The organism is Microcoleus sp. A006_D1, assembly GCF_036702805.1.
Taxonomy (GTDB): domain Bacteria; phylum Cyanobacteriota; class Cyanobacteriia; order Cyanobacteriales; family Microcoleaceae; genus Microcoleus.
Genome location: NZ_JAUBVZ010000001.1, coordinates 131,838 through 153,593 on the forward strand (window position 1 = coordinate 131,838; position 21,756 = coordinate 153,593).

24 protein-coding genes and 1 tRNA gene are annotated in these 21,756 nt (G+C 44.8%); 13 read left to right on the forward strand and 12 right to left on the reverse strand.

The annotated features are described in order from the left end of the window. The first annotated feature begins 27 nt into the window (after positions 1 to 27). The 4 genes from rsfS (at position 28) to QUB68_RS00550 (ending at position 2,293) form a co-directional block, all read left to right on the forward strand. Positions 28 to 453 carry a ribosome silencing factor gene (gene rsfS, locus QUB68_RS00535; protein ID WP_332988375.1) on the forward strand — a complete coding sequence of 142 codons (426 nt, stop codon included), beginning with the start codon at positions 28 to 30 and terminating at the stop codon, positions 451 to 453. Between the two features lies 1 nt (position 454). Continuing rightward, positions 455 to 955, forward strand: coding sequence for a CGLD27 family protein (locus QUB68_RS00540; RefSeq protein WP_332988376.1), 501 nt, complete (start codon positions 455 to 457; stop codon positions 953 to 955). 187 nt (positions 956 to 1,142) lie between these two features. Further along, positions 1,143 to 2,096, forward strand: coding sequence for an asparaginase (locus QUB68_RS00545; protein WP_332988379.1), 954 nt, complete (start codon positions 1,143 to 1,145; stop codon positions 2,094 to 2,096). Positions 2,097 to 2,216: 120 nt separating this feature from the next. Then, a tRNA-Met gene (locus QUB68_RS00550) sits at positions 2,217 to 2,293 on the forward strand. Positions 2,294 to 2,480: 187 nt separating this feature from the next. On the opposite strand, the gene QUB68_RS00555 is transcribed toward QUB68_RS00550, so the two are convergent. The 3 genes from QUB68_RS00555 to QUB68_RS00565 form a co-directional block, all read right to left on the reverse strand. Next, a complete protein-coding gene (locus tag QUB68_RS00555; RefSeq protein ID WP_332988380.1) occupies positions 2,481 to 2,669 on the reverse strand; it encodes a DUF2949 domain-containing protein in 189 nt (62 codons plus the stop codon). Positions 2,670 to 2,891: 222 nt separating this feature from the next. Next, positions 2,892 to 3,275, reverse strand: a complete 384-nt coding sequence (locus tag QUB68_RS00560; protein WP_332988382.1) for a hypothetical protein — start codon at positions 3,273 to 3,275, stop codon at positions 2,892 to 2,894. 181 nt (positions 3,276 to 3,456) lie between these two features. After that, positions 3,457 to 3,627 carry a hypothetical protein gene (locus QUB68_RS00565; RefSeq protein ID WP_332988384.1) on the reverse strand — a complete coding sequence of 57 codons (171 nt, stop codon included), beginning with the start codon at positions 3,625 to 3,627 and terminating at the stop codon, positions 3,457 to 3,459. Between the two features lie 87 nt (positions 3,628 to 3,714). On the opposite strand from QUB68_RS00565, the gene QUB68_RS00570 reads away from it, so the two are divergent. Then, the gene (locus QUB68_RS00570; protein WP_332988386.1) at positions 3,715 to 6,567 is read left to right on the forward strand and encodes a PAS domain S-box protein; all 2,853 of its coding nucleotides are present in this window, start codon (positions 3,715 to 3,717) and stop codon (positions 6,565 to 6,567) included. 129 nt (positions 6,568 to 6,696) lie between these two features. On the opposite strand, the gene QUB68_RS00575 is transcribed toward QUB68_RS00570, so the two are convergent. After that, the gene (locus tag QUB68_RS00575) at positions 6,697 to 7,287 is read right to left on the reverse strand and encodes a rhomboid family intramembrane serine protease (RefSeq protein WP_332988389.1); all 591 of its coding nucleotides are present in this window, start codon (positions 7,285 to 7,287) and stop codon (positions 6,697 to 6,699) included. Positions 7,288 to 7,770: 483 nt separating this feature from the next. On the opposite strand from QUB68_RS00575, the gene QUB68_RS00580 reads away from it, so the two are divergent. Further along, entirely contained in the window at positions 7,771 to 8,148 is a 378-nt protein-coding gene (locus tag QUB68_RS00580) for a Mo-dependent nitrogenase C-terminal domain-containing protein (RefSeq protein WP_332988391.1), read from the forward strand. A gap of 115 nt (positions 8,149 to 8,263) precedes the next feature. On the opposite strand, the gene QUB68_RS00585 is transcribed toward QUB68_RS00580, so the two are convergent. Then, a protein-coding gene (locus QUB68_RS00585; protein ID WP_332988393.1) for an IS5 family transposase occupies positions 8,264 to 9,686 on the reverse strand; the annotation gives its coding sequence in 2 pieces (ribosomal slippage) (positions 8,264 to 9,088 and positions 9,090 to 9,686; 1,422 coding nt in all). A 198-nt stretch (positions 9,687 to 9,884) separates the two neighbouring features. On the opposite strand from QUB68_RS00585, the gene QUB68_RS00590 reads away from it, so the two are divergent. Then, positions 9,885 to 10,142 (forward strand): hypothetical protein, encoded by a 258-nt coding sequence (locus QUB68_RS00590; RefSeq protein ID WP_332988395.1) that lies wholly within the window; start codon positions 9,885 to 9,887, stop codon positions 10,140 to 10,142. Positions 10,143 to 10,158: 16 nt separating this feature from the next. Here QUB68_RS00590 and QUB68_RS00595 read toward each other — a convergent pair whose 3' ends face one another. After that, positions 10,159 to 10,476 carry a hypothetical protein gene (locus tag QUB68_RS00595; RefSeq protein WP_332988397.1) on the reverse strand — a complete coding sequence of 106 codons (318 nt, stop codon included), beginning with the start codon at positions 10,474 to 10,476 and terminating at the stop codon, positions 10,159 to 10,161. A gap of 336 nt (positions 10,477 to 10,812) precedes the next feature. Between QUB68_RS00595 and QUB68_RS00600 the strand changes: the two genes are divergently transcribed. Beyond that, a complete protein-coding gene (locus QUB68_RS00600) occupies positions 10,813 to 14,889 on the forward strand; it encodes a HEAT repeat domain-containing protein (RefSeq protein WP_332988399.1) in 4,077 nt (1,358 codons plus the stop codon). 375 nt (positions 14,890 to 15,264) lie between these two features. On the opposite strand, the gene QUB68_RS00605 is transcribed toward QUB68_RS00600, so the two are convergent. Then, positions 15,265 to 15,771: a GNAT family N-acetyltransferase gene (locus QUB68_RS00605; RefSeq protein WP_332988401.1), complete on the reverse strand. Its 507-nt coding sequence runs from the start codon at positions 15,769 to 15,771 to the stop codon at positions 15,265 to 15,267. A 3-nt stretch (positions 15,772 to 15,774) separates the two neighbouring features. Further along, on the reverse strand, positions 15,775 to 16,056 hold the full coding sequence (locus QUB68_RS00610; protein ID WP_332988403.1) for a type II toxin-antitoxin system TacA family antitoxin: 282 nt from the start codon (positions 16,054 to 16,056) through the stop codon (positions 15,775 to 15,777). Positions 16,057 to 16,241: 185 nt separating this feature from the next. Between QUB68_RS00610 and QUB68_RS00615 the strand changes: the two genes are divergently transcribed. The 4 genes from QUB68_RS00615 to QUB68_RS00630 all read left to right on the forward strand — a co-directional run bounded on the left by QUB68_RS00615 (position 16,242) and on the right by QUB68_RS00630 (position 17,889). Continuing rightward, a complete protein-coding gene (locus tag QUB68_RS00615) occupies positions 16,242 to 16,859 on the forward strand; it encodes a Uma2 family endonuclease (RefSeq protein ID WP_332988404.1) in 618 nt (205 codons plus the stop codon). Positions 16,860 to 16,949: 90 nt separating this feature from the next. After that, on the forward strand, positions 16,950 to 17,252 hold the full coding sequence (locus QUB68_RS00620) for a hypothetical protein (protein ID WP_332988406.1): 303 nt from the start codon (positions 16,950 to 16,952) through the stop codon (positions 17,250 to 17,252). Beyond that, on the forward strand, positions 17,249 to 17,509 hold the full coding sequence (locus QUB68_RS00625; protein WP_242723171.1) for a DUF433 domain-containing protein: 261 nt from the start codon (positions 17,249 to 17,251) through the stop codon (positions 17,507 to 17,509). Before QUB68_RS00620 ends, QUB68_RS00625 begins: the two co-directional genes overlap by 4 nt. Beyond that, entirely contained in the window at positions 17,506 to 17,889 is a 384-nt protein-coding gene (locus tag QUB68_RS00630) for a DUF5615 family PIN-like protein (protein ID WP_332988408.1), read from the forward strand. Before QUB68_RS00625 ends, QUB68_RS00630 begins: the two co-directional genes overlap by 4 nt. Positions 17,890 to 18,107: 218 nt before the next feature. Here QUB68_RS00630 and QUB68_RS00635 read toward each other — a convergent pair whose 3' ends face one another. From QUB68_RS00635 to bchB, 4 genes are all read right to left on the reverse strand, one after another. Further along, on the reverse strand, positions 18,108 to 18,245 hold the full coding sequence (locus QUB68_RS00635) for a hypothetical protein (protein ID WP_332988410.1): 138 nt from the start codon (positions 18,243 to 18,245) through the stop codon (positions 18,108 to 18,110). A gap of 84 nt (positions 18,246 to 18,329) precedes the next feature. Further along, positions 18,330 to 18,809 (reverse strand): DUF2188 domain-containing protein, encoded by a 480-nt coding sequence (locus QUB68_RS00640; RefSeq protein ID WP_332988412.1) that lies wholly within the window; start codon positions 18,807 to 18,809, stop codon positions 18,330 to 18,332. Continuing rightward, on the reverse strand, positions 18,794 to 19,132 hold the full coding sequence (locus tag QUB68_RS00645) for a hypothetical protein (RefSeq protein WP_332988414.1): 339 nt from the start codon (positions 19,130 to 19,132) through the stop codon (positions 18,794 to 18,796). The genes QUB68_RS00640 and QUB68_RS00645 overlap by 16 nt, the downstream gene beginning before the upstream one ends. A gap of 60 nt (positions 19,133 to 19,192) precedes the next feature. After that, positions 19,193 to 20,716: a ferredoxin:protochlorophyllide reductase (ATP-dependent) subunit B gene (bchB, locus tag QUB68_RS00650; RefSeq protein ID WP_332988416.1), complete on the reverse strand. Its 1,524-nt coding sequence runs from the start codon at positions 20,714 to 20,716 to the stop codon at positions 19,193 to 19,195. 433 nt (positions 20,717 to 21,149) lie between these two features. Here bchB and QUB68_RS00655 point away from each other — a divergent pair, with 433 nt between their 5' ends. Then, the gene (locus tag QUB68_RS00655) at positions 21,150 to 21,611 is read left to right on the forward strand and encodes a KTSC domain-containing protein (RefSeq protein WP_332988417.1); all 462 of its coding nucleotides are present in this window, start codon (positions 21,150 to 21,152) and stop codon (positions 21,609 to 21,611) included. Positions 21,612 to 21,756: the final 145 nt, after the last annotated feature.

Below are 21,756 nucleotides of genomic sequence, written 5' to 3' on the forward strand. Positions count from 1 at the left end.
CGTATCAACTAGGAACTTAAACACTTAATGTCAGATATAACCCAACTCGAATATTCCAGAACTCAGTCTACAGTAACCGACGCCACCTCCCCAGACGAAGCGCGCGGTTTGATCCTCACCGCTGCGCAAGCAGCCGATGACCGCAAAGCAGTTGATATTGTATTGCTCCAAGTGTCAGAAGTATGCTATCTGGCAGACTACTTTGCGATCGTCACCGGATTTTCCAACGTGCAAGTACGAGCCATCTCCCAAGCGATCGCAGACCAAATAGAAGAGGAATGGGGACGCTTGCCGCTGCGTACACAAGGGCTATCAGACGCTAGTTGGGTCGTCATGGACTACGGCGACGCGATCGTCCACGTTTTTAAACCTCAAGAGCGCGAATTCTACAATTTAGAAGCGTTCTGGGGACACGCCGATCGCCTTGACTTTTCTCCCGCAGAGGAACGCTAATGTGAAAAACGCTTCTGTTTCTATTTGTCCTGTTCCCCAAGAACAGCGACCGGTTAATGAATACCAAGAACTTACAGAATCCTGGTTTTTTAGCTGGGTAACTCTCGATTGGCCCGCATATCTGGCAAAACTGGCTTGGGTTTTGGGTTGGAGTTGCTTGGTATCCGCCCCGATAGCTGCTTCTAGCTTTGCTCCACTCAAGTATCCAGTTCAGTTTGCCCTGTGCGGTGCTGCCGGTGCCGGTTTTATTCTAGGATTAGCTTTGCTGCGACTTTACTTGGGTTGGTTCTACGTGCGATCGCGCCTTTCAAATCCCACCGTCGTCTACGAAGAGTCTGGCTGGTACGATTGTCAAGCTTGGCCTAAAACTCCCGAAGTTTTAGCTCAAGACAAGTTGATAGTCAACTACGAACTAGAACCAATTCTCAGGCGTCTGCGGCAGACATTTTATGGTTTGACAGTATTGCTGGTTGCCGGGGGAATAATTTGGAGCTGTTTGTAATCGAAAATGGTAACAAGAGAGTTTTGAGTTGTGGGGGGGTGCCAAGAGTGTCCGCCCCGCAAGTTTTGAGTGAGAAACGATCGCCAAAAGATTAACCAAGCAACCCGCAACTCACAAATTACAACTGGCAACTCAAAACTTTCACGGGCCCCAGTCTAAAATCTAAAATCTAAAATCTAAAATTGATATGACAAGGGGAAAACGAACCCAAGCTCCCGAACTGGAAGTCACACTGCTGCGCGAAGGTATTGTTGAATCTAGGCACCGCGCCCAGGCCGCTGTCTGTGACAAACGCGGCCGCGTTCTGTCCGTTGCCGGTAACTCGGAAACGGCGACATTTGTGCGTTCTTCTCTCAAACCGTTTCAAGCTTTGGCTGTGACGGCGAGCGGCACCTTAGAACGCTACGAATTGACCGATCGAGATTTAGCGATTATTTGCAGTTCTCATCAAGGTACGATCGAGCAATCGCGGCAGGTGTTTAACGTCCTGTGGCGCTGTGACATTGACCCATCCAAACTTCAATGCCCCATTCCTGAAGGCAAAAAGAGCGCCCTGCAATACAACTGTTCCGGCAAACACGCCGGAATGCTGGCTGTCTGCCAGCAACTGCACTGGCCTCTGGAAACTTATTTGCGCCGCAAACATCCCGTCCAGCAGCTTATTTTGGGCAAAGTGGCTGACTTGCTAGCAATGCCCGCTGAAGAGTTTATCGGCGCTCGCGACGACTGCGGCGCTCCTACCTATCTGTTGCAGTTGGGACAAATGGCGTCTTTGTACGCTAAATTAGCCTCCGGTGACAATGTGGATATGGAGCGGATTGTCCGCGCTATGACTCATCACCCGATGATGGTTGCCGGTGAGGGCAAATTTGACACGGAACTGATGCGCTTGACTCAAGGGGAATTGGTGAGCAAGTCCGGCGCCGAAGGGGTGCAGTGCATTGGCCGGGTTGGCGAAGGCATGGGCTTGGCAATTAAGATCACCGATGGGGGAAAGCGCGCTCAATTTGCTGTGGCGATTCACTTGCTCAAGCAGTTGGGGTGGATTACTCCGACGATCGCCGAAACTCTCTCGGACACTTACCTAACTCTCAGCGAATTTAAGCGCTTGGAGGTAGTCGGCGAAGTTTCGATGCTTTAGTGCGATCGAGACTCTGAGCTGATTTCAGCAACCCCTCCCACAATCTCAAAAGTTTTTTTGATTTAGGGGTTGCAATTTTCAGAAAGATATGGTTATATTAAATAGAGACAAACAAAGCGACGCGGGATAGAGCAGCCTGGTAGCTCGTCGGGCTCATAACCCGAAGGTCAGTGGTTCAAATCCACTTCCCGCCACCAAATTAAATCAGATAAGCCCCAACAACCTAAAAGTTGCTGGGGTTTATTTTATGGCGTCTGGATCGATAAAACAGAACATCAACCTCAACACTCAACCCTATACTTTTCGACTACCGTTTGTGCAAGCTTTATTTCTCAAAAATCGGCAATCCGATATCCATATTTTTAAACTCTGAATTTTCAATTGTTAAGCCGATTGAGCTTGCAGCCAATCAAAAATCAGGTTTAACTGTTCTAGCGTAACTAACCCGTACTGCCACAGAACCATCGGCAGTTGGCTGGCATCTTGTTCACCGTGTCTCAGAGCAACGGCGATCGCCGAATTCGAGATCGCCAACTCCCCCCGCAAATAATCGATCAGTTGAGCCTTTCCCATCACCTTCACCGCCAGTTTTATGCGTTTCTGTAAAGATCTGTAGCTAATCGGGATGAATCGGAAGTTTAATTGCTCTAATCTTAGATTCAGAATACGGCATCGGCTGTGATGGAAACGGCACAAAATTTGTGATCTAACTCATAGAAAAAGGCGATCGCAATCACAAGATCTCCGCTCCTCAAAAATTGGGTCGCTTGATTCCAATCAATTGATTTAAAATGGCTAAAGTCCTAGCTGAAGCTGAACTCCCGCTCCTGTGCCGCTGTCGCTGGGCCTGATAGGTAAGGGATTTCCTTGGCGCTGGGCGTCGGAAGGAGTAGTGATAAATTCCAATTCCGGGCCGACTTTCAGGCGAAATGTATCGCCCAAGCTGCGCTCCCGAATAGCAGCATTAGCCGCTGTTTCTCCTTCACCAATCAAGTTTTGGTAATCCGAGTCTACGGTTCTGTCCTCCACACTCCTGAGGGAATCCCCAGATAAAGTCGTTTCCGAATTTTGGGGCGCTGGTTGCAGTCTTTGTTGCGCGAGAACCGCCGGGGTAAAACCGATAAAAATTGAACTCAGTCCGAGAGCAGTGCCAAGAGTAGCAATAACTGCGTTCATCATCCATGCCTCCGCTAGTTGCATCCCACTATGCTTATTGTACCCAGCCAGATGTAACTTGCGCTCTATCAAAAGTAGCTGGTTGTGGAGATATCAATTAAAGTTCCGGCGAAAACTTGTAAATTGCGATCGCGAACTACCCATTCTCAAATCTCAAATCTCAAATAGTATCAGCCCAAAAGAGTCAGAACTCGAAATGATGCTGTAAAAGGTCGATCGCCCGTGTTCCCAAAGTGACCGATCGCGCTAAGATGGCGGTGGCAGTCGTTAAAAATTCAATTACCAGCGGCAGATTATAAGTTCTTAACAGCAGATTGCCTACTAAAACCATCTCAACTTCAAAATCTGCGCTCATCAGGTTGTACTTTACCAAAATGTTGTGGGCTCGTAATATTTCTGCTTCACCATGCCAATCAGATATCTGACCGACAAGATTTTAAAAATGTCGGGCAAAGTGCCAATTCGCGTCGTCCTTGTCGTGCCTTTTGCCCTCCAGACTTTCGCTGCGGTAGGGCTGACAGGGTGGCTGTCGCTGCGCAACGGGCGCATAGCTGTTAACGATGTTGCCGCACAACTGCGGGCCGAAGTCACATCGCGCATCCAGCAACACATTCATAGTTTCATCGAAACGCCGCACCAAATCAATCAGCTCAATCTCGATGCCATCCGTCTCGGCATTTTGAACGTGCAGGATGAAGCCAGTTTGCGCCGCTACTTCTCCAAACAAATCAAAACTTTTGATAAAATTAGCTACATTCAATTCGGCTCCGAACAAAAAACTTTTACTGGAGTTGAAAGTCTTGACGATGGCAATTTGCAAGTTCGGATTTCTAATAAATCTACTGGCTATAATTTGCACAGCTACACGCCGTCCAAGTTCGGCGAATCAACCAAGCTATTAAAAACTACTCCTAACTACGACCCCCGCACCCGACCTTGGTATATAGCTCCGGTGCGGGCCCGCAAGCCGATATGGACTCAAATTTATACTTATTTTGACACTCCCAAACTAGCGATTACGGCTGCTCAACCAGTTTACGACAAGGATAACAAACTGATTGGAATCCTGGGTTCTGACTTGACACTTTCCAAGATCAATCAATTTTTGGAAAGTCTCAAAATTGGTAAATCAGGGCAGACTTTTATTGTGGAAAGGTCTGGGCAATTGGTGGCAAATTCAACTCCAGAACCACCGTTTATTGTTAGCAACGGCGTTCCGAAACGGATTGCGGCTCGCAGCAGCAACAATGTTTTGATTCGATCGACTGCCCGCTATTTGAAACAACGCTTCGGGGATTTGAGCAAGATTAACAGCACTTACCAGCTAGATTTTGCGATCGACGGAGAACGGCAATTTCTACAGGTGACGCCCTTCTCAGACAGCAGAGGCCTTGATTGGTTGATTGTGGTGGCGGTTCCGGAAGCCGATTTTATGGAAAGGATTAACGATAACACTCGCTACACAATTTTGCTGTGCTTCGGTGCTTTGGTGGTGGCGACGGCTCTAGGGAGCGTGACTTCGAGGTGGATTGTGATGCCGATTCAGCGTCTGAGCAAGGCTGCGGAGGCTTTGTCGCGGGGAGAATGGGACTCGATGGCGGTAGATCCCCGCTTGATGGCGTCTGTAGAGCGGGAGGATGAGGTGGGTGTCTTGGCTCGCTCTTTTAATACGATGGCCGGTCAATTGGAAGAGTCTTTTACTACTCTCGAAGAGCGGGTGGAAGCTGCGATTGCTGATAAAAATAAATTAATTGGCTCTCTGAAAAAATCTCAGCAAAAACTCGCTCTCCATCTCTATCAAACTCCTTTGGGGGCGATAGAATGGAATCTAAATTTTGAAGTTGCCGACTGGAATTTGTCAGCAGAAAGAATTTTTGGATACAACCGCTTGGAAGCAATGGGACGCCACGGAGTCGATCTAATAGTTCCTGACAGTGCTAAGGAGTATGTCAGGCAACTATCTATAACTTTGCTCACTAATCAAGGAGGAGTTAGTAGCATTAACGAGAATATCAGAAAGGACGGCAAAATCATTCTTTGCGAGTGGTATAATACCACTTTGATTGATGCTGACGGCACGATCATCGGGGTGGCATCGCTGATTCAGGATGTAACCGAGTTTCACAGTGCTGTGGAGCAGTTGCGGGCCAGCGAGGAGCGGTTTCGCCAGTTGGCGGAAAATATTCATGAGGTATTTTGGATTAGAGAACCCAATCAACAGCACATAATTTATGTGAGCCCTGCTTGCGAGAAAATATGGAATTTGAGCTATCAGAGTTTGCTGTCAAAACCGGAGGCTTTTTGGGATGCTATTCACCCGGAGGATGTCGATCGCGTCAAGGTTGCTTTTGAGAAACAGGTGCGGGGCGATTATGATGAGGAGTATCGGGTAGTGCGATCTGACGGTTCAGTTTGCTGGGTGCGCGATCGGGCTTTTCCAGTCCGCAACGAAACCGGAGAAATTTACCGCATCGTCGGCATTGCTGAAGACATTACCCAGCGCAAATTAGCAGAAGAATTCCAACAAGTCGCTCAAACCGCTCAAGCAGCCAGCCAAGCTAAAAGCGCCTTTTTAGCCAATATGAGCCACGAATTGCGGACTCCCCTCAACGCCATTATCGGTTACAGCGATATGCTCAAAGAAGACGCCGAGGATTTAGGCTGCGAAGATTTTATCCCCGACTTGCACAAAATTCAAACTGCTGGGAAGCACTTACTGTCTTTAATTAGCGACATTCTCGATATTTCTAAGATTGAAGCGGGGCGGATGGAACTTTATTTAGAAACTTTCAACCCTGTTAATTTAATTGACGAGGTAGTTTCTACTGTCGCACCCTTGGTAGAGAAAAATTCTAATAAATTTGAAGTTAATTGTGCTAGCGACTTGGGAATGATGTATGCTGACATTACCAAAACTCGTCAAATCTTGCTCAATTTGCTGAGCAATGCAGCAAAATTTACCGAACACGGCACTATTACCCTCTGCATTGAAAGAGTTAAACATGACAGCTTAACAACTCAAGAAATAGCAGAAAATTCCGATTTAATAATTTTCCGCGTAGCTGATACGGGCATTGGGATTACCCCCGAACAAATGCAGCATTTATTTCAAGCTTTTATGCAGGGCGACGCCTCAACTACGCGCAAATACGGCGGCACGGGTTTGGGATTGACTATTAGCCGTCACTTTTGCTTGATGATGGGCGGCGATATGCAAGTTCAAAGCCAATTAGGTGGCGGTGCGGTTTTTACAGTGTACTTGCCAGCGCAAGTTGAATTATTAGTAAGCAGTTAGTCTTTAGTCTTACTTTCAGGGACGCAATTGTTACCAAATCAACGGGGTTTCTTGACAAAAAACCTACACTTTCCGATTAGTTTTGGGCAAGAAACCAAGGTGACTATACCATGCAGCATAAGTCTTATTTTAGTTAATTTGCCGTTTCGGCCGCCCCAAAAGTTGAGCTGCTAATACGCCGCCGACAAAGCCAAAGAAATGTGCTTGCCAGGAAACTCCCGGCTGCGAGGGCAAAACTCCCCAAATTAAACTGCCGTAGAAGAAACCGACAATTAAAGATATCATGATAGACGTAAAGCTGCGTTCAAAATAGCCCCGCAACAGCAAAAAGCCGAAGTAACCAAAGATTAATCCGCTGGCACCGATGTGCACGGAATTGGGCGCGCCTGTCAGCCAAACTCCCAATCCGCTGATGAGTACAGTAACCGCACTCACTATAAAAAAGTCGCTAACTTCTCGCAGCATGATTAACCAACCAAATGTCAGAAAAGGAAGGGTATTGGCGGCTAAGTGAGCAAAACTGCCGTGCAGAAAAGGCATCAACAGGATGCCTTCAAGTCCGTCGATGCTGCGGGGGCGGATTCCGTAGGAATTCAGTGCACCTCTAAACACGAATACGTCGAGAATCTCGATCGCCCACAGGAGGGAGACGAAGCCGCCGAGAATGGCTGCGTGGCTTTGCAATTCGCGGGTGATAGATTTGGTTTCTGGGTTGCTCATGGGTGGTGAGGGCGGTAATGCCGATTATTTGTAATTGTAGGAGTTTCTGGGCGATTCCCTACGGGATAGCTACGCTTCACGCGAAAAGCGACACTTGGCGCTGGGTTTCAAGGTTTTTTGCGGCAGAGCTTATTTGAAACTATTATAACTTTGATTGAAAGTTCCGCATTTTCACGTATGGAATAATTCACCTCAATGCGCCATGATCGTAGAGGAACTACAAAAGGAGAGTCAACTGAAGGAAAAAGGCAGAGTTTTTACCCGATCGATATATCATCGATCTTGCAATGAGGACAGTTTTGCGATCGCACACCGTCTCTCAAAAAAACTCAGGAACTACTTTTCTAGGATCGAGTCATTAATTCAAGAAGTTTAATCCGGTAAAGCAAAACGAGCTGCTGTAGGTACTGATTGTAGACAAAATCTCGCACAAGCTCTACAGAGAGTTCTTGGCACCTCGTTGTAAAAGAGGAACAGAGCAAAATGAACGTATTTGAGCATACAGTACCCCATCGAATTCTGCCAATTTGGGTATGGCATGGCAAAGAAGAAACCCCTGTTAGTGTCGCTACAAATTCTCAACCTTACGGTCAAAAATCGCGTTTTGACCTGTTGCATCCGCTGAAACAGTGGCTTGACAATACTGCAATTAAAAGTCAAAAGTTAGCTCGGTTTCTGTGCAAATTTATTCCCAGCCAGTGTCCGTTTGAGCGGGAAGTCAAAATTGGCGATCGCACTTTATTTCACATTCCGCCGCTGTGCAAGTTAAATCCGCTTTACGAGCAAGTGGTTGGGCTGCGCTTTCGTGCTTTGTGTTATTTGGCTGACGAGTGCGGCGTGGATGTGACTCCCTATTGTTAATTAGGGCTTGCTGAAAAAGTCAGAAAACAGCATTTAGAAAGAGGAGTGAATTCGCGCTCGCCTTGATGAGATAAGTTTTATTCAAGCTTTCTTGGGTAAATACGATTTTTGCTAATCAGTAAAGGCAGAAAACCTGAACAAAGCTGTTTGTTCTGAAATAGACACAAAAAAGCCAAAAAGCCTGCCGCAGCAGGGCAGAAAGATTCATCACCAGAAAAGTTATGGCGATGGTTGTTTGAGAAGTATTAGAAAGTTTAGCCATCACTCTACCAAGGCTGAATCTTCTTTTAGCTTCTCCAAATTTTCCTTCAATCGAGTTGCGAATTCTCTCGTCTAACTGAGCCTGTTTCTTCGTTGATTTGCTGATATTTGTGGGGGGTCTTCCTAGAGGGGGGCCACTCATTCTAATCCCTCTTTCTTTGCACCAAGCTCTATTGTCTCTCGTTCGATAAATCCGATCTACATGAATTGATTCGGGATAGAATCCCGTGAACCGTTTAAATTCTTCTACTTGTCTTTTTAAGTCTACAGACTCGTTAAAATTATCCCAACTAATTCGGTCTAAAAACACGTAGCCATTACGACAACTCGCTGACAGTTTTGCCCCAAATTCAACGGATTTCCCGGCTTTTCCTCTGACGATGGGGCGGATATGTGGTTGTGTTAAGCTTACTATTCTGTCCTGAATACTCTGTTCTTTCTTTTCATACATCGATAACTGTTGACGGTATACTTCTGTGGCTACTAGCAGCTTTTTATAATCAGATTTACTCAGCAACTGTAGCTGACCCATTTCATCGATGTGAGCCAAATTTCTTTTGATATATTGAAGTTGTTTTTTAATTCCTTTTCTTCGTACTTTTCTTGATGGTTTCCGGTTTTTTGCTATTTTTAAGTATTCTTTTCTAGCTGTGTTTCGATAGGTTTTTGGTTTTTTTTTTTACGGGTGACTGAATTTGAGTGTGTAGAGCATCTATGATTTTTTCGGTATGTTCCCTAGCTTGATTTAATAGTCCTAAGTCTGTCGGATATTTAATATCTGCTGGCGCGCAAGTTGCATCTAATATTAATTTTCCTTGATTTTTAGGCTCATTTATTTGTGATGACTTTTTTTCGACTACTTCGCCTGGTACTTCGGTCTGCTCTTTGACCATTTTTTCGTTGATTTTATTGACTAGGTTCACACCTATTCTCTGCCGAAAATGAACGAACATAGATGAGTCGAATGGTGCTTGACTACTATAGGTTGTCATGCCTATAAAGTATTGTAGGTATGGGTTTTCTCTGATTTGTTCTATTGTTTCGCGATCGCTGGTTCCTAACCTTTCTTTAATGATTAATGCTCCCAATGCCATCCGAAAAGATTTCGCTGGAGCTCCCATATCTACGGAAAAATTTAGAGCATATTCTGCTTCAAATTCTGACCACGGAATTAGTTTTGCCATGATTACCCAGCGATTATCATCTGCCAATTGCCCCTCAAAAGGCAGGTCAAAGTTGGACGGTGGGTTTGGGGTTGGGTCAACTTTTCGGTACATTACGAAAGTGATGGTGTGCCAGGGTTTTGAGTCATTTTAGCTCAAGAGCTTGCACATGACAACGACTACAAAGAGCTAAAGTCTCTTGATGTAAGGGTTTCAGCTTTTTTCAGCAAGCCCTAATTAGGCAAAAATTTAAATTTCTAACTCTCTTTTCGCCCTCCCTTCTCCTTGTTGGGGAGGGTTTTTTGTTGTTTTGTGCGGGCGAATCTGGGTTCGGAAGTGCGATCGCCCTTTCGGAAGCAATACAGTAGGGACACGGCAATGCCGTGTCCGGCGCGGGGATTAGGACACGGCATTGCCGTGTCCCTACGGTTCGATTTTAATAATTGGTATAACATTGAGGATTGTAGCAAGACTTTTTTAAATTTGTATTATTCAGAAACCGGGGCGGTGCTAAGAGTTCCCGCCCGCGATCGACCTAAAATTTGCTCAGACGATCCAACGGAGGACTAAAGTCCTGACTACGAACCTATTTGGAGTGACTATCGCTGTCTTCCTCTTCTTCCCTAATATCCTGGAAAATATGCCAAACCAAGCAAACAATACCAATCCAAAATCCTGAAACTGGATCTAACCACGAGATTAAATTGACGAGGCCAAACTCGGTCAATTGTCCCGAAACGCAGGTAAATTTGTGATTTTTTACAATATCTTTGAACTCCTGGGAGAGTGATTTTTTAGTCGATTCCAGGCTTTCTAGTTCTGCGTCTTCGATGAAAGCCAGCAAAATCCATAATTGAATTTGCGGATTTTGAGCCAAGATGATTTTGAATTGTTGTGTAGTCATGGCGGGTTTTCTCAATGGGTTAATTCATAAATAACCGAATAGCTGCGGTAGTACCAGGCCAATCAGGGACAGATATTAAGTTCCCCTTTCTGTCCCGATCGCACATCTCGTAACCAAGACACAGTAAGGACACAGCAATGCTGTGTCCCTACCGAATATCTGTTAGGACTTAAGCGCGGGTGGCCAGAAACCGGGTTTTTTACGAAAATCCTTCGTCGTAGTCCATAGATTAGGTAAAAAACCCGGTTTCTTTGGTCTTAATGCGTCAAGGACTGATGTGTATTCCACCCCAGTGAAAACCGCTATAATATTTGAAATCACATCAGTCTGATACCTATGGGCGAAACGCGCGATCGAGGAATTCCGGCGACTCCAGACGGAATTGCCAAACTCAAAAACGCCAAAAATACTGGAAAAGACGATAATGGCAAACCTTGGACATTTCCCAGTATTGCCGAAAAGGCTGATATCCAAAGTCACAAGACAGTTGGGCGGTTTTTCAATGGTGAAGGAATTGATAAAGGTAATGCTTACGCAATTTGCCAAGCTTTAAATTTAGATATAAACGAAATAGTCGATCGCCACGAATGGAGCCCACCCTCACCGCCAGCAACCCAAATTGACTGGCGCGAAACCTGCCGCGCCGCAGCCCAAGCCAAGCGACAAGCGGCCAACACTTTTTTTGCTAACGACTTAGGGCGAAAAATCGACCTCAACGAGATTCACGTCCCCTTGGGATTAATCGAACGCCAGCAAAAACCCCAGCGCCGCGATGATTTTTCCCCTCAAGCAGGTTCCCAAGCTTATCAGGAAGCCGAAAAACTCATTCCCCTCAGTTACGACGAATTTTGCGAAAAAGTCCTCACAAACAGCGATAGCCCTAAAAGCAAAGGCAAACGCCTTGCAGTCATCGGCGAACCGGGTGCGGGAAAAACTACTCAATTGTTGAAAATTTGCGATCGCATATTGGCGGAAACTGAATATTTGCCCGTATGGATATCCTTAGCAGAGGTGAAAAAACCTTTGTGCCAATATTTAATCGAAGATTGGCTGCGAATAGCGGCGGGAAAATTGGATGCTGCACCTGCGGAATGGGTGAAAGAATTTCAGGAATTACTGAGTGAAGGAAAAATCTGGTTGCTGTTGGACGGCGCGGATGAAATGGGAATAGCCGATTCCCTGGGAACTCTATCGCCACAGTTGAGAGAACGGGTATTTGATAAGGTACGAATAGTAATCAGTTGTCGCCTGAATATTTGGGAGGCTACGGGGAATGCCCTGTCTGATTTTGATACTTATAGAATGCTCGATTTTAGCTATGGAGACGGCGATAATTGCGATCAGGTGAAATTGTTTATCGATCAATGGTTCCGATCCCCCCCAGCCCCCCTTAAAAAGGGGGGAGCCGGAGAAGTTTACACTATTGAAAACGAGCAAAATTCTGTTACTTCTCTTACTCCCCCCCTTCTTAAGGGGGGGTTGGGGGGGGATCTCCGCGCCGCCTTAGACGAACCGGGAAAAGAGCGAATCAAAGATTTAGCACGCAATCCCCTGCGGTTATTCCTGCTGTGTTTAACTTGGGAATTCGGACAGCAAAAATTACCGGATACTAAAGCCGAACTTTATGAAGTATTTGTCACAGCGCTTTATGATTTCAAAAAACAAGCTTTCCCGACAACAGCAGCACAGAGAAGAGACTTAAATACTGCCTTGGGAAGGTTTGCACTGAAAGCAATTGAAGCTGGATATAAATCGATATTGCCCGATTTGTTTGTGAGCCAACATCTGGCGAAACCGCATCCAGAGTTATTTGAAAAAGCAATTGACTTAGGTTGGCTGAATCGAGTCGGAGTTGATGCCAAAAACCCGCTTAAATCTGTTTATGCTTTCTATCATCCTTCTTTTCAGGAATATTTTGCAGCGTGTGAGATTGAGGATTGGCACTTTTTCTTGAATCATGTGCCGCAGAATCCGCAGCAGGGGATTTATCGGATTTTTGAGCGGCAGTGGAAAGAGGTGATGTTGCTGTGGATGGGGCGAAAGGATGTGGATAGGGGGGAGAAGGAAGCGTTTATTAAGGCGTTGGTGGAGTTTGATGATGGATGCCAATATTTTTATCGGTTTCGAGCTTATTTTCTAGCTGGTGTCTTAATTGATGAGTTTAAGGATTGTTCTTTGGCTGATGCGATCGTTACGACAATTGTTAAGTTTGCATTAAAATATTTCAATATTAAAAAACAGGAATCTGAGCGATTGCCATCTCAAATTTCACAAGGAGCAAAAATAGTATTACCAGAGATCCCTCGTACAAAAGCGATCGCAGCTTTAACTGAGTTAATTCGCACCTCTGATGATGAATCTACCCGGCGGGAAGCATTAGAACAATTATGGAAAATAGGCAAAGACAACTCAGATGGAATCACCGCTTTAACTGATTTAATCCGCACACCTGGGGATGAATCTGTCCGGTGGCAAGCAGCATATATATTAGCGAAAATAGACAAAGACAACCCAGATGCGATCCCCGCTTTAACTGATTTCATCCGCACATCTGGGGATGAATCTGTCCGGCTGCAAGCTGCGTATAGCTTAGAGGAAATAGACAAAGGCAACCCAGATGCGATCGCCGCTTTAACTCAGTTAATCCGCACATCTGGGGATGAATTTATTAAGTGGCAATCAGCATATATCTTAGGAAAAACAGACAAAGGCAACCAAGATGCTATCGGGGATGCTATCGCCTGTTTAACTCAGTTAATCCGCACCTCTGAACATAAATACCTCCTGCGGGAAGCAGCATATAGCTTAGGGAAAATTGACAAAAGCAACCTAAATACGATCGCCTATTTAAGTGAGTTAATCCGCACCTCTGGTGATGAATCTGTCCGGCTGCAAGCAGCAGAAATATTAGGGGAAATAGACAAAAAAAACGTAGATGCGATCGCCTGTTTAATTGGGTTAATCCGCACTTCTAGTGAAGAAGATATCCGGGGGCAATCAGCAGAAATATTAGGGGAAATAGCAAAAGACAACCCAGATGCGATCGCCGCTTTAACTGAGTTAATCTGCACGTCTGGGGATGAATCTGTCCGGCTGCAAGCTGCGTATAGCTTAGCAAAAATAGGAAAAAGCAACCCAGATGCGATCGCCGCTTTAACTGAGTTAATCCGTACCTCTGAGGATGAAGATATTCGGTGGCCAGCATTAGAAACTTTAGGAGAAATAGGCAAAAATAACCCATATAGTATCGCCTATTTAACTGAGTTAATTCGCACCTCTGGGGAGGAATCTATCCGATCGCTAGCAGCATATATTTTAGGGAAAATAGGGGAAGGCAACCCAGATGCAATCGACGCTTTAACTGAGTTAATCCGCACCTCTGATGATGAATCTATCCGGCTGCGATCAGCACAAAGATTAGGGGAAATAGACAAAGGCAATCCAGATGCGACCGCCGCTTTAACTGAGTTAATCCGCACATCGGAAAATGAATCTCTCCGGGGAGCAGCAGCATATAGCTTAGGGGAAATAGACAAAAACAACCCAGATGCGATCGCCACTTTAACTCAGTTAATATGCACCGGTCGTGATCCATCTTTCAGAATGCGAGCGCCAGAAAGCTCAGGGGAAATAGACAAAGGCAACCCAGATGTGTTCCCTGCTTTAACTGATTTAAATCGCCCATCTAGGGAGCAATTTATTCGACGGGAGGCAGTAACAATCTTAATCAGAACTTTGACAGAAACTCAGCAAATGACAGGGGTTGTCACTGCCTTAAAGCATTGCCTATCGGATAAGACTTATAAAAATTACCTTCGCAGAGGCCACAAGTCCTACACAGTCATCTGGCACTGTGCCCAAAATCTCCCTTACCCCACCTTCTATGACGCATGGCACCATCCACCCACCACACCCCATCCCGAAGTTCCCGATACAACCGCAGTCGGTTTCACCTCAACCACATCAACCCTCAACTGGCAAACTTTCCCCCAAGACATTGCCAGAGAAATCAATAATCAAGCCGAATTATCCAATCAAATCCAACTCCTGTGCATCGACAGCAAAAACTTCATCAACCCCGACAACCCCGCCACCAAGATTTACACCGAAATGCTGAAACAAGGCTGTCCAAAAAGTGAGGATGCCACGAAAACAATGGCAGATTTACAAACTTATTGGGATTTGCGGCTGATGGAAAGCGAAAAATCTTTCATCTTAGTATTCTACAACTCGCGGGGGGAAGAGGCGACAGGATTTAGCGAGATATTTGTCAATGATTTAAGCAAGTTTGACGGCAATATTGCTATTGTTAGCGAGAATAAGGCGGATTCGCTGAAAGCTTTTTCACCCAGTCAATCGGATTTGATTGGAGCGATTGTGCGGTGGATTTGCCAAGTTGTATGGGAAAGTTAATCGGAGCATCTCAGTTTTGCTTTCGTAGTGCTGTCCCCGCTAGCGAGTCTTGTATAGCTCGCGAGCGTATAAAAAAATGCTTTTTACAAAAATGAAATGCTCCCAAGTTATACCATTTTGACAAATTGTTGCTACGGTTATTAATCGTAGATAAATTATCTGTCATGAGCATAAATTACCGGATACGGCAGTGCCGTGTCCCTACAGGTAAAAACCTCTATTTTTTTTGTAGCAAGGTTTTTTTAAATTGGTATTATACCATTTATAATAAGTATTGCTACATAAATTAGAGGATATAATTTGTAGGGAAACGGCATTGCCGTGTCCGGCGGAGGTTATGCAAATGACAGATAATTTTTATAAAGTAATTGTAGCTTATTCAAGGACTTTGATGATAGTGGCGATCGGGATAAAAAGTGAAAGTTCATCATCCTCTAACGGTATGAAACCGTATTTCAAATAAAACTGTTTTGCTTGCTGATTTTTAGCATCGACTGTCACCGCAAATATTCCCACTTCTGACGAGAATCGAACTGCTTTGCGAAAAGACTCCATCAGTAGTTCTCCTCCTACTCCTCTCCCTTGCATGGATCTATCTACAGCAAGTTTGCCAATACGCATCCCTGGTACTGGATAGCGTGGCAATCCTCTCCGATAATTTTCGGGTAGAGACTCGCGTTGAATTTCAGCCATACTGACAGAATAATAGCCTGCTACATCTGGGCTGCCAACTTCAGGAATTGCCACAAAAGTTTTAGAGATGCCTCTTTTGTCATTTTGTTTGGCATATTTTTTAATGTACTCATTTAACTCTGGTACACCGCAGTCGAAAGCTTCTCGCTTGATTCGGTTATCCTCAATGGAGCAAAAAAATAATTCCATTGTTTACCACTTTCCATACTTTTCTTGATGCTCTTTAATGGCTGCTTTTAGTGCTTCGTTGGGCTCCGGTGGGTTTTCGATCGCAGATGCGAAGATTTCCCAGTCGCGCTCGCTCAACACAATCTGCTCTACTTCAGGAGTTTCTTTGGCTGCTTTCAGTGCTATGTCTAGCAAATATTCGTTTAGGCTCAAGCACTTCGCAGTGGCGGCTTTTTCGAGAATTTCTTTATCTGCTTGGCTGAGGGTGAACTCTATTTTTGTTTCGGTATCGGTTGGTGTTGACATCGTTTTGTTACCAAAGAGCGATCGACTAATTTTATTGTAGCAATTGTCCTCGCGGGCGATCGGCTCTGCGTACCGATTACTGGAAATCTGGGTTACTATCTAAAAGGGCGATTCCCTACGGGATAGCTTCGCCGCGCGTACTCAAGAAAAGTATTTGTTCAAAATCCTAGTGGGAGAATAGCTTAATGACAACCACTTTGCCAACAACCGAGCAACATTACTTCACAGAAGAGCAATATTTAGCACTTGAAGAAACAGCCGAAGACAAAAGCGAATATCTCGACGGGGAAATTATTCCGATGACAGGCGGATCTACCAATCACAATCGGCTCGCAGGAAACGTTTACATTGCTTTAAATTTGGCTCTTCCAGAACAAGAGTATGATGTCTTCATCGGTGACGTGCGTCTGTGGGTTCCAAAAGTGCGACTTTACACTTATCCCGACGTAATGGTAATTTTGGGAAAACCTGAGTATCACAACAATCGCACAGACATGATTACTAATCCTCAAGTGATTGTGGAAGTTTTATCAAAGTCTACTAGAAATTACGATCGAGGTGACAAATTTGCATTTTACAAATCTATTCCTACTTTGCGAGAATACATTCTGATTGACCAAACAAAAATTAAGGTTGAGCAGTATTCTAAAACTGAGAATAAAAGATGGTTGTATTCCGAGTATGACGAGGAAGATACCGCATTAGTGTTTAATTCGTTTCAGCTAGAAGTTCCTCTATCGGCTATTTATAAGAAAGTCAATTTTGAGGAAGTTGAGAAAGAAAATAATCAAAGTGGGGTGTGAGGGCGATTCCCTACGGGATAGCTACGCTTCACGCTCCTGGTTCGTGTTAAACTGAATCTAGCGGTTGTGTTAAGCAAGGAAAAAATAGCCGTGATACCTCTCACAGAAAAAATTGTTGAAAAACTGAAAAACTTCTCTGAAATCGAACTGCAAGAACTTCTCAACTTTGCGGATTTCCTGTTATGGCAGCGGAGAAAGCAGGAAGTAACTTCGCCACCCGATGAAACTGGCAACAGTCAACCAGCAAATATGGATGAAGAGTGCGAGGTTCATTATGTTGGTGGAGTCTTAGTCGTCAAAGCATCATCAATAAAAACTGAAGAAGTCATTAATTGGGATACAATTATTTACGATCTGCCAGAAGATGGAAAATATCTAATTGAAAAGACATGACTCAAAATAATTTACTGTCTCGCATCTCAATCGACTCGAATATCTGCTTTGGCAAACCCTGTATTCGCGGCCATCGCATCTGGGTTTCTCTGATTCTTGACTTTCTCGCTAGCGGCATGACTTTGGAAGAATTGCTTGAGGAATATCCGGGAATTGAACGAGAAGATGTTTTGGCTTGCATTGCTTATGGGGCTGAGTTGGCAAGAGATTATTATGTCGAAATTCCTCTGGGGGAAAAAAAGGTAGTTTTAAAGTGAAGTTAAAACTTGATGAAAATTTGGGCAGCATCCGCGTTGTTTCGATGTTACGTTTGGCTGGCCATGATGTTGCGACTGTACGGGAACAAAATTTGAGTTCCACACCGGATGAATTATTAATTGATATATGTCGGAGGGAAGATAGATGTTTGGTGACTTTGGATAGGGGGTTTGGCAATCGCCTCCGCTACAATCCTTCTGATTATTCTGGGATTGTGTTACTGCGTCTGCCTTCTCAATCGAAACCGCAAGATTTGCAAGCGGCAGTAGAAATATTAATTCGCGGATTGGATGCCGCAGAAGTTGCAGGTAAATTGTGGATTATCCGAGGGGAACAGCTTTTGGAATATCAAGCAATATCGGAAGATGAATCTGACTAAAGGCGGGCAGAAATAATGGAGAAATTTATTCAAAAATAAACTTTTTATTGGATACATCCGTACAGCTAAACCTTTTGACCGACGCTGTTTAGGTAGCACTGCCTTTTCCAACATTTCTGCGAAATATGCAATTAATGGGTTTCCAAGTAAAGGTAAGGCTGCGATAATATCTCGGTCAATGCGATAAACTCTATAGCAATCCTAAATGATTATACTCGTTACCAGGAAGAGCCTGGTAACGCAGATTCGGAGGCTCTGCCGACCTTTTCGCAGGCGAGGCAGATTAATTCTTTTTGTTCCTGATTGATTGTGATCTCAATGGTGGTTGTTTGGGGGACTTGGGTAGGGGTTGACATGATTTTTCTCATGGGAGCAAGATTGGCTCATCTGATATTATAGCGATTTTTCTGACTGGCGATCGCACTTTTAACTCCCTGCATCTAAACACTTTCCAAACATTCACGTTTCCCCGACTCAGACTCGCCCAGATTTCTACGCTGTAACAGCGCATCTATCGCGGGATTAATCACTTCCTCAACTTCCCCATTTTCACCATAAATTACTACCTCAAGCCATCGAGCTTTTGCAGAACCCACTGCATATTTAAACGCTGCTTCCTGAGTAGCAAACACTTTCTCACTTGACTCTACATTTTCCTCACTCACCGCCCACCCATTTGCATGAGGTACTACGTGCAGTTTTTGATTTAATTCCTTCAATACCCGCTGCCGCAACCCAATTAAAGTAATACCGACAATTGTTTCACTATCCTCATTGTAACGGGCGATAACTCCATCGCTAATATCCACAGCTACAGCCTCTCGCGGTTCTCCCAGCGAGAGATAGAGAACATCCGCTTCCTGATCGTAGAAACCTGTAATAGTTGTGGAATCTTCGAGAATTTTTACTGTTGTGTCCATATTATTCGCTTATTTGATGATGGCTGTCTTCTGAGGTAAGCTGTTGTGATAAATCCATCATAATTATTTATTTCGAGATACACCACTATCACAAATCTCCTACTTTCGGGAATCAAGGGATAGAAGCGCAGGGCAAGTAAGCCGCCTGTAACGTCATCTACTTGAATCAGATCGGGGTTCTCTAAAGTTTCTAAAACCCGCCCATACTGAGATTGCATTTCAGGGTGTTCTTTCAAGATATGCTGCCACCGCTCTCTAGTGAGGCGTATTGGAACATTATTGAATGAATAACCAGTCCAAAGTAGATTACTATCCTGTGTCATTTTATCTTAAATTTGCTAAATAAGCAAGGGCATCCACAACAGACGCCCTCACCAAACTAACTACGCGCCGACAGATTCCTTGGCCGCGTACAGCACCTCGGCATTAATTAAAGCAATACCGCGCTCGCGAGCAAACTTCTCAGTATTTCGCTTCACCTTACCCCGCACAAAACCAGGGATTTTATTCAACTCAGCTTGTCCGTCTTTCGTCCAATTCATATCAGAATCAGCCGAAATACCCTTGGTAATTACTTCCTTAGTATCGTGGCCGCCGAAGATTTCCAGCAAGTGGTCTTCCATTCCCAAAGTAAAGGAATTGTAGACCAAATCTACGCACTGATTCGTGCCTTCATAACCCAAAAATGGCTTGTAGCCGATCGGGAAATTCTGAATATGAATCGGCGCAGCAATCACACCACACGGAATATCAAGCCTTTTACCCACATGGCGTTCCATCTGCGTGCCGAAAATCGCCGAAGGTTCGGCTTTGGCGATCGCATCCCCGATTTGCCCGTGATCCTCAGTTATAATCACCTCATCACAATACTCGCTCACCTGTTCCCGGAACCAATCAGCATCGTGTTTGCAGTAGGTTCCAGCCCACACAACGTGGATTCCCATCTCGCGAGCCAAAATCTTCGTCATCGCCGCAGCGTGCGTATTATCGCCAAATACGACCGCTTTTTTGCCAGTTAAGTTTTGGCAGTCGATCGACCTTGAGAACCAAGCAGCCTGAGACACAAACCGCGTTTGTTGGTCAATAAACTCTTCATAATTAACATCCGCACCTTGAGCATTCAAAACTTGCTGAATCTTGCGAATACAGCGCGCAGTTTCCACCACACCCATCGGCGTAATATCCACGCAAGGAGTGCCAAATTCTTGCTCCAAATAGCTCGCCGTCATCATCCCTAATTCCCGATAAGGAACCAAGTTAAACCAAGCGCGCGGCAGTCTTTTCAAGTTATGAACCGAAGCACCTTCGGGAATAACTTCGTTGACTTCAATTCCCAAATCTGCCATCAAACGCTTCAACTCAGTACAATCATGCTGGTTGTGGAAACCCAGCGTAGACATACCGATGATGTTGACAGATGGTTTTTCGCTTTTTGTTTCTAAATCGCCTTTTTTGCGGGCTTTGTTGATGTAAAATTGGACGATTTGATCTAAAGTGCGATCGGCAGCTTGCAGTTCATTTACCCGGTAATGGTTGACATCGGCTAGCAATACATCGCCTTTCGCATCCAATTGAGCTCGCTCCACGAAGTTTTCCAAGTCTTCTTGTAGAATGCTGGAGGTGCAAGTCGGAGTCAAGACGATTAAATCAGGGTGTTCTTCTCTGTCTTTGCGGGTGATATTATCCACCACCCGTTCCTGCGAACCCCGCGCCAGTACGTGTCTGTCAACGACGCTGGTAGTTACTGGGGTGAAATCCCGTTCCCTCTCCAGCATGGAGCGCATGACGTTGAAGTAGTCGTCTCCAATCGGTGCGTGCATGATTGCATGGACGTTTTTGAAGGAAGTCGCAACGCGCAGAGTGCCGATGTGGGCCGGCCCTGCGTACATCCAATAAGCCAATTTCATAGGTATTTTTCCTGGTGCTGGTTGAGATTTGCCCGATCGGGCAATTACTGATAAATTTTAAGGTTGTTTCCAATCTTCTCACCGGATGAATCCTTTAGAAATAGTAACTTTCTGAGGATTTACAGATTTGGGAGATGCTCAAACGCTTTTGCTGCTAGGATTTGACTCGCAATTAAAACAAATTTACCTTTGTTTTATGGCAATAATTCTTAATGTATTGTCAAGTTTCGTTAAGAAAGCAGCAAAATTTATCAATGTAGGGTGTCCTCGATGTACCTTACACCTAGATTGCTGGCAGGATTTTCACAAACCTACATTTGTTGACGTTTTAGCCAACTCAGAATATACTATTAATTAATCCAATATTGCCTCCACAGCAAAACTGGCTTTTTTGGGGGAGATATTGATGTGAAATTAATCCTTGACAAATCCCATGAAACTATCGAAAATTGACTTGAGCAACGTATTGGCAGTCGGTCACTCAAACGGCCAGTTAGGACTTTTAATCGATCGCGGGGAATGCCTCGAATTTATCGAAATTGCGGCTCCCGAAGCTGCAATGCACGGCCTGCAAATGGTTGATTTCATCGCGAATACAGATTCAACCGAACTCAGTGCCGGCATTGAATCACAAGAAATTGCTCCCTGCGGCGAACCCATGGCGATGATGCCGGTAGATTCGGAAATGGCTAGCGCGATCGGATACAATGAAGAGGATCGAGTTTTGCAAATAGAATTTAGCAGCGGGTCTGTCTATCAATACAGCGACGTAGAACCGGAAATTTGGGAATCTCTGCAAGATGCTGATTCTACAGGCCGATTTTTTAACTCTGAGATTAAAGGTTATTATTCGAGCCAGCGCGTAGATGACCCAATAGATAGGACGTACGGTTGAAACCGCGTCTACAAACACCAAGTCCGGATGGTGCGCGGTGTAAAGAAAACAACCTAATTTTAAACGCCCGTTCTTCAACCCTTGGCAATGCGCGTGAGAGTTTGTGTAGACGCGGTTTCAACCGCCCGGTCTCTAAAAGCTGAGA

What these genes read in the sequence shown, in the direction of transcription:
- QUB68_RS00605 (WP_332988401.1), bottom strand. Translation starts at nt 15,771, where the DNA reads ATGGAATTATTTTTTTGCTCCATTGAGGATAACCGAATCAAGCGAGAA.
- QUB68_RS00610 (WP_332988403.1), bottom strand. Translation starts at nt 16,056, where the DNA reads ATGTCAACACCAACCGATACCGAAACAAAAATAGAGTTCACCCTCAGC.
- QUB68_RS00545 (WP_332988379.1), top strand. Translation starts at nt 1,143, where the DNA reads ATGACAAGGGGAAAACGAACCCAAGCTCCCGAACTGGAAGTCACACTG.
- QUB68_RS00640 (WP_332988412.1), bottom strand. Translation starts at nt 18,809, where the DNA reads ATGGACACAACAGTAAAAATTCTCGAAGATTCCACAACTATTACAGGT.
- QUB68_RS00655 (WP_332988417.1), top strand. Translation starts at nt 21,150, where the DNA reads ATGAAACTATCGAAAATTGACTTGAGCAACGTATTGGCAGTCGGTCAC.
- QUB68_RS00625 (WP_242723171.1), top strand. Translation starts at nt 17,249, where the DNA reads ATGACTCAAAATAATTTACTGTCTCGCATCTCAATCGACTCGAATATC.
- QUB68_RS00600 (WP_332988399.1), top strand. Translation starts at nt 10,813, where the DNA reads ATGGGCGAAACGCGCGATCGAGGAATTCCGGCGACTCCAGACGGAATT.
- QUB68_RS00560 (WP_332988382.1), bottom strand. Translation starts at nt 3,275, where the DNA reads ATGATGAACGCAGTTATTGCTACTCTTGGCACTGCTCTCGGACTGAGT.
- QUB68_RS00565 (WP_332988384.1), bottom strand. Translation starts at nt 3,627, where the DNA reads ATGAGCGCAGATTTTGAAGTTGAGATGGTTTTAGTAGGCAATCTGCTG.
- QUB68_RS00555 (WP_332988380.1), bottom strand. Translation starts at nt 2,669, where the DNA reads ATGGGAAAGGCTCAACTGATCGATTATTTGCGGGGGGAGTTGGCGATC.
- QUB68_RS00580 (WP_332988391.1), top strand. Translation starts at nt 7,771, where the DNA reads ATGAACGTATTTGAGCATACAGTACCCCATCGAATTCTGCCAATTTGG.
- QUB68_RS00645 (WP_332988414.1), bottom strand. Translation starts at nt 19,132, where the DNA reads ATGACACAGGATAGTAATCTACTTTGGACTGGTTATTCATTCAATAAT.
- QUB68_RS00570 (WP_332988386.1), top strand. Translation starts at nt 3,715, where the DNA reads ATGTCGGGCAAAGTGCCAATTCGCGTCGTCCTTGTCGTGCCTTTTGCC.
- bchB (WP_332988416.1), bottom strand. Translation starts at nt 20,716, where the DNA reads ATGAAATTGGCTTATTGGATGTACGCAGGGCCGGCCCACATCGGCACT.
- rsfS (WP_332988375.1), top strand. Translation starts at nt 28, where the DNA reads ATGTCAGATATAACCCAACTCGAATATTCCAGAACTCAGTCTACAGTA.
- QUB68_RS00635 (WP_332988410.1), bottom strand. Translation starts at nt 18,245, where the DNA reads ATGTCAACCCCTACCCAAGTCCCCCAAACAACCACCATTGAGATCACA.
- QUB68_RS00595 (WP_332988397.1), bottom strand. Translation starts at nt 10,476, where the DNA reads ATGACTACACAACAATTCAAAATCATCTTGGCTCAAAATCCGCAAATT.
- QUB68_RS00575 (WP_332988389.1), bottom strand. Translation starts at nt 7,287, where the DNA reads ATGAGCAACCCAGAAACCAAATCTATCACCCGCGAATTGCAAAGCCAC.
- QUB68_RS00615 (WP_332988404.1), top strand. Translation starts at nt 16,242, where the DNA reads ATGACAACCACTTTGCCAACAACCGAGCAACATTACTTCACAGAAGAG.